Origin of the sequence: Parapedobacter sp. SGR-10 (assembly GCF_011030405.1) — a bacterium.
In the GTDB taxonomy this organism is placed as follows: domain Bacteria; phylum Bacteroidota; class Bacteroidia; order Sphingobacteriales; family Sphingobacteriaceae; genus Sphingobacterium.
The window spans coordinates 1-6,225 of sequence record NZ_JAAJTJ010000044.1 but is presented as its reverse complement, the minus strand read 5'-3'; the positions used below and the strand labels follow the sequence as shown (position 1 = coordinate 6,225).

The 6,225-nt window shown below is 41.9% G+C and carries 4 protein-coding genes; 3 read left to right on the top strand and 1 reads right to left on the bottom strand.

Annotated elements, in window-relative coordinates; translation table 11 throughout:
* Window positions 1-36 precede the first annotated feature (36 nt).
* Together G5B00_RS17570 and gluP are read left to right on the top strand one after the other, a co-directional pair.
* Window positions 37-1,371 carry a M20/M25/M40 family metallo-hydrolase gene (locus G5B00_RS17570; RefSeq protein WP_205966469.1) on the top strand — a complete coding sequence of 445 codons (1,335 nt, stop codon included), beginning with the start codon at window positions 37-39 and terminating at the stop codon, window positions 1,369-1,371.
* A 200-nt stretch (window positions 1,372-1,571) separates the two neighbouring features.
* On the top strand, window positions 1,572-2,852 hold the full coding sequence (gene gluP / locus G5B00_RS17565; RefSeq protein ID WP_163878694.1) for a glucose/galactose MFS transporter: 1,281 nt from the start codon (window positions 1,572-1,574) through the stop codon (window positions 2,850-2,852).
* A 114-nt stretch (window positions 2,853-2,966) separates the two neighbouring features.
* Here the strand turns inward: gluP and G5B00_RS17560 are convergent, their stop codons facing one another.
* The gene (locus tag G5B00_RS17560; protein ID WP_205966468.1) at window positions 2,967-4,118 is read right to left on the bottom strand and encodes an IS4 family transposase; all 1,152 of its coding nucleotides are present in this window, start codon (window positions 4,116-4,118) and stop codon (window positions 2,967-2,969) included.
* A 129-nt stretch (window positions 4,119-4,247) separates the two neighbouring features.
* On the opposite strand from G5B00_RS17560, the gene G5B00_RS17555 reads away from it, so the two are divergent.
* Entirely contained in the window at window positions 4,248-5,822 is a 1,575-nt protein-coding gene (locus G5B00_RS17555; RefSeq protein ID WP_163878691.1) for a M81 family metallopeptidase, read from the top strand.
* The last annotated feature ends 403 nt before the right edge of the window (window positions 5,823-6,225 follow it).

Here is a 6,225-nt window from a genome sequence, read left to right as displayed (position 1 = left end):
TTGTTTCGTATAATTGTAGACTTATAAACTAAAAATATGATGTGCCAAAAGAACCTTTCTCAGAAGATTTCCAAAAGATATTGTTTAGTAGCGCTGTTGTGTTTCGGTTCCCTGTTGGGAAATGCGCAAAATCTGTCGGATACCGAACAGCAGATCATTGAACAGGTAAACAGCAACACTGCGGAATCGATAGCATTTCTCGAAGAAACCGTAAATATAAACAGTGGTACGATGAATCCATCAGGGGTGCAAAAGATCGGTAAGCTGTATCAGCGGTTTTTGGAAGACTTAGGGTTTACCACTCGATGGGTGGATATGCCGGAGAGCATGAACAGGGGAGGGCATCTGATTGCCGAGATGAAGGGTAATAAAGGGAAAAGCCTCTTGCTGCTAGGGCACATGGATACTGTTTTTGAGGAGGATAGCCCGTTTCAGCGTTGGGAGCGTAGGGATACAATTGCCTACGGTCCGGGAACCAACGATATGAAAGGAGGGAACATGGTGATGCTTTATTCGCTGAAAGCACTGAAAGAGGCCGGACAGTTAGAAGGGAGACAAATTACCGTTGTTTTGCATGGCGATGAAGAGAACCCCGGCCGGCCCACCGATATTAGCCGAAAAGATATTATTGAATTAGCGAAGAAGAGTGATGTAGCGCTGGCCTATGAGCCTGGAACAGGTTTTAGATATGCGACCACCGCACGGCGTAGCAGCAGTGGGTGGACTTTGGAAGTTGAAGGCGTACAAGCCCATTCTGCTTCGGTATTTAGCGATCATGTAGGTTCGGGGGCTATATACGAGACAGCTCGGATACTTCATAATTTTCATGAAAAGTTAAGAGAAGAAAACCTGACATACAATGCGAGCCTGATTGTCGGAGGGAGTGATGCCAAGTTGAATGCTTCTGGTATTGCTGGACATGCAGAGGGTAAAACGAATCTTGTTTCGGATATCGCTATTGTGAAAGGTGATTTGCGAACTATCAGTAATGAACAATTGGATCGCACACGACGAAAAATGGAAGCTATTGTGGCCGAAAATCTCCCGAAAACCGAGGCAAAGATTACGTTTAATGATGGTTACCCCGCTATGGCGGAGACCCCGGGTAACAGGGAAATACTACGACAGTTTAGTCGTGTCAGCACCGATCTTGGTTCGGTAGAAGTAGAAGCCTACGACCCAAACCTGCGTGGTGCGGGTGATATTGCTTTTATCGCAGATTATATTGATTGTTTGGATGGACTGGGTGTAGAGGGAGGAGGAGCGCATTCCGTGAAGGAATATGTCGTTCTTACGACGATTTCGGAGGTTACCCAACGATCTGCATTGTTGATTTATCGTCTCACGGATCCAAAACTTGCTCAGGATTAATGAGGTGTGGATTTTCCATGCCTGCCGAACCGATATATGCTCGATTAAGGGAGGCTCTTCAGCTGATATTTGTTATTTATCCCACTTCGAGATGAAATATAGTATCATTTATGCAGATGATAATTTAAGTTTTTAAACGGATAAAAACCTATTTTTGAATGGCTAGAAAGCTATAAAAAAACATTTCAGGCGACAAGATTATGAGCAATAAAACATCCATTATTTACCCTTTAATTATTATCGGTATTCTGTTTTTTGTATTTGGTTTCATTACGTGGGCAAATGGCGTATTGATACCCTATTTTCAAGTAGGACTGGAATTGAATAATTTTCAATCCACTTGGGTCGTCTTTTCGGCCTATCTGGCTTATTTTTTTATGGCGATTCCTTCTGCGGGCATACTGAAGTATACCGGCTATAAAAAGGGTATGCTGATCGGGCTAATGGTGATGGCTATTGGCACCTTCTTGTTTGTTCCGGCGGCCTATACCCGTATGTATAGCCTGTTTCTTACCGGTCTATTTATTACGGGAACCGGTTTGGCGCTTTTGCAGACCGCTGCAAATCCATATATCGCCATTATTGGTCCTATCGAGAGCCACGCTAAGCGAATCGGGTTCATGGGACTGGCAAACAAGATTGCAGGTCTGTTGAGTCTCGCGGTATTGGGTTCTGTCTTTTTAACGAATGCAGATACGGTGCGAGATAAAATTACGGGTGTTCCCGAAGCAACCAAAAATGCGGTCTTAGCGGATTATATTCAGCAAGCGGTAGTTCCTTACATCATTATCACGGCTATTTTGCTGCTGCTTGCGGTTATGATATATTTCTCCAGGTTGCCTGAAGTAGAGGAGTCAGCCGCTACTCAGAATGGACAGATTTCAGGGGATAAGAAATCGGTATTTCAATATCCGAATTTAATCTTCGGAGTGGTGGCGTTATTTTTCTCAGCAGCCTGTGAAGTTATTCCGATTGATGCTATTATCATTTACGGATCTGCGTTAGGAATTCCAATTGCAGATTCTCGTTTTTTCGCACAATATACGTTGATTGCGATGACGATGGGATATGTGGCCAGTATCTTTCTTATTCCTAAATATCTCTCCCAGCAAGGTGCGCTTTTGATGTGTACACTCTGGGGGATAGCGATGACAATCGGCGCGTACTTTACTCCAGGTATTGTGTCGGTATGGTTTGTCATCGCCATGGGTTTTAGTTCGGCGATGTTATGGGGGACGATCTGGGGGCTAGCGTTAAAAGGTCTGGGCAGATTCACAAAGATCGGATCGGCACTACTGCTGATGGCTGTGGTTGGAGGAGGGATATTCCCGCCTATCTTCGGTCGGTTGCTTGATATGAACCTTTTTATGCCACAGAACGCTTTGCTCATGTTGATTCCATGTAATCTGGTGATGTTGGGTTATGCGGTTTGGGTATTTAATCAGAGAAATACAACTATCCTAAAATCAACGATGGTTTAAATTAATGTTAGAGGTAGACAAAAAGGGACTTGATGTATTGGTTACATTTCTTGTTGTTTATAGGAGGTTATTCAATATTGTTTTGCACTAGTGTCCCATTAAAATCGGGGCGTTTTAAAAATTAAATAAATTTGGCCCATTAAGGTCCATTCGTTCTTTGTCATGTTGAAATTTAGTTTTGCTAAAGAGCTCTCGCAGGTTTGTTTTATCGGTCAGGGATATGCTTAATATCTGTAGTACTTCATAGGTACTTCTGTCCAGTTTCATGTCTTGCTGAACGGTTGCCACTAGGCAGTAGGTACAGATGGTGGCATAGATCTGGATGCGAACAGCATTCTCAGTGGTACCCCAGAATTTCTTGATTTTAAGGTGCTGTTTCAGCCACTTGAAGAACAGCTCTACCTGCCAGCGGTTCTTATATAGATCCGCAACTTCTAGGGCTGAGATATGGGTAGCATTGGTCAAGAAGACGAACTCCCGTTCCTGTTGTTCATCCCAGTATCTGACCAAACGAATCATCCCGGGATAGTACTTTTTGGGATAAAACCCAGTCAATCCGATCGTCAGATCTGAAAGCACATTCCTAGGTAATCTGCGTTTCCATTTGATGGTTTTGTACTGCAAATTAGTCTTTGCCCTGATCACGAAGTAGGCTCCTATCTGATGGATCTTATAGAGCATCTTGAAGTTGTTGTAAGCCCGGTCAAATATATAGTAAGACCCTGATTCATAAGGGATCTCTTTCATGACCTTTGAGTCGTGAACAGAAGCTTCGGTAATATGAAAGAATGCAGGTATCTGTGTTTCTACATCATACAATGTGTGAACTTTGACACCTCCCTTTCTCTTTCTGAATTTTGCCCACCAGAATACGGAAAGGCAAAGATCAATCGTGGTCGAATCGAAAGCATACACGTTCCCACCCAGATCGAAGATGTTGGTGGTTCTGGTCTCTCTGGCCTGGTTTACCAAGTAGTAGGCATACTCTTCAAAGATGTGGTAATCCCTGTCCTGATTGGCTCTGGCCAAGGATGATCTGGAGATATTTTTACCCATTCCCAGATGATAGCATTTGGACCGGTGGGCATCAAGTGCGATCACTAGATCCCGCAGACTTTCACGATTGGAAAGCTGCCCGAACATCAAAGCAAGCAATTGGTTCCAGCAGGTGAAATGCTTCACGTATTTCTCCTTGATAGGTACGGACAATATAATTGAACTTATTCCTATCCAAAAAGGTAACAAGCTATATTTCAAGTATTTCAAAGAACAATTTTAGATTTTAATGGGACAGCAATGATTGTTTTGCATACAATAATAAGTATTAGGCCTATTAGATATTGTTAAACTGGATAATGTGGTGTAGTTGTTTGATTTAAAACTTTAAGGTAAAAAATGGTATTATACAAATTTAATTTTATTGCTTTTATCGCTTGTTGGATTGGCATTCAATTATTACAAGCATGTGACGTTAGAGGACAACAAATCTCCGATAAGAAGCCATATCATATCGCGGTCGCCAGTTTTTTTCATGAAACATGTACTTTCTGTCCGGGGGAGGAACCCGATGTCAAAGATTGGACATATCAAGGGCCTCCATATAGAGGGGAGGATGTGTTGACGAGCAGAACGTATTTGCGAGGATTTACGGAGCAGGCATTAGCATTTGATAACGTCAAACTGCTTGGGTTATCTTCACCTAGACCTGTTTTTGGTGGGATCTCACGTACATGGAATAAGAAAGAAGCATTTGATTATTTTGTCGACCTTATGATCGAAGATTTGCAACAGGTTATGCCTGTAGATGGTGTGTTTTTAGCATTGCATGGAGCCATGGCAGTCAGAGGAGTGGATCATCCAGAGGCAGAGATTGCTAAACGTTTTCGGGAAGTAGTCGGACCAGATATACCTATTGTAGCTACGTTTGATTTACATGGGAATGAAGATGAAAAGTTTTTGAAACAAGCAGATGGTTTATTTGCTGTCAAGCGATATCCTCATTATGATGAATATCATCAGGGCGAACGCGCTGCTCGATATCTTTACCGGTTGATGCGTGGTAGCTATAAGCCGGCTAAGACCGTAAGGACGCTCCCAATATTGACTGCTACAGTGCTGCAATGGACGGGACAATCACCCATGATGAATATTATGGAGCGAGCTAGACGTTGGGAAGATCGGTATCCTGGTGCTTATGTTAATGTCATGTTAGGTTTTCCTTGGGCTGATGTTAAAGATGTAGGAGCTAGTGTGCACGTCATGACAAATAATAATCAGGTTTTAGCGGATGAAATTGCTAATGATATGGCTGCTTATATGTGGCGTACACGTAAAGATTGGAGTGAGGGGCATTTCCCACAGCCTAAAGAAGCGGTGGAGCAAACAAGAAATGCAATTACCCAAGGGAATATACCAGTGGTATTAGCTGACTATTGGGATCGCACGGGCGACGGAACTTGGACACTTAGTGAGCTTATTCAACAGGAGGTAAATAATGTTTTATACGCTACGATTACAGATGTAGGTGTCCTTGAGAAGATCTGGCAAAATGACCTAAAAGCTGGTGATGGCATTGATATGGAAATGGGAGGATATACAGGAGAGCAAGCAGGCGAGCCTGTTCGAATCCAAGGTAAATTGTTGTGGAAAGGAAAGAATTGGGGGTATGATAGAGTAGCCGCTGTAGAGTTTGGTAAGAATAATTTGATTGTTGTGACCCCAGCGTATCAAGAGGTCAGAACACCTGAACAGTTGAGGTTTGGCCCAATTGAACCAGATAATTATAATGTCTTTGTTGTAAAAAGTCGAGTGCATTTCCGTAGAGGGTTTGATGAAACAGGTTATGCTGCCAGTATAATACATGTGGATGCGCCAGGCAAATGGTTTGGAACAATGCATCTAGATGTTTTGCCTTATAAAAATATAAATGTTGAAGATTTCTATCCCTTTAGTGATATCAAGTACCCATGATGATGTAGATAAGTTTTAGTATATAATATACGAAATCCCTTTCTACCGCTATATGGCAGATAGTAAAACTAAGTGTCAAACGGTGGGCTTTTCAGCATGCAAACACTCGTAATTCGTACGATTAGACAAGTAGAACAATAACTCCTATTTTCCTACTCGATTTTTACATTATGTTATTGAGGTTCGATGAATTGGACAATTCATGGCGGAATTCATGTTTTTTGCTTTAAAATAAGTTCAAAAAAAGAAGTTTAGGCACGTGACCAATCTAAGGAAAACGTGAAATATATATCGAAAAATTATACTATTTTACTATACAAAAGTATTAGAAGCCTATATGCTATACTTTTACCTTTGATTTGTATTGGGACAACCAAGTTTGTTAAAAAACCTTTTCAATTAT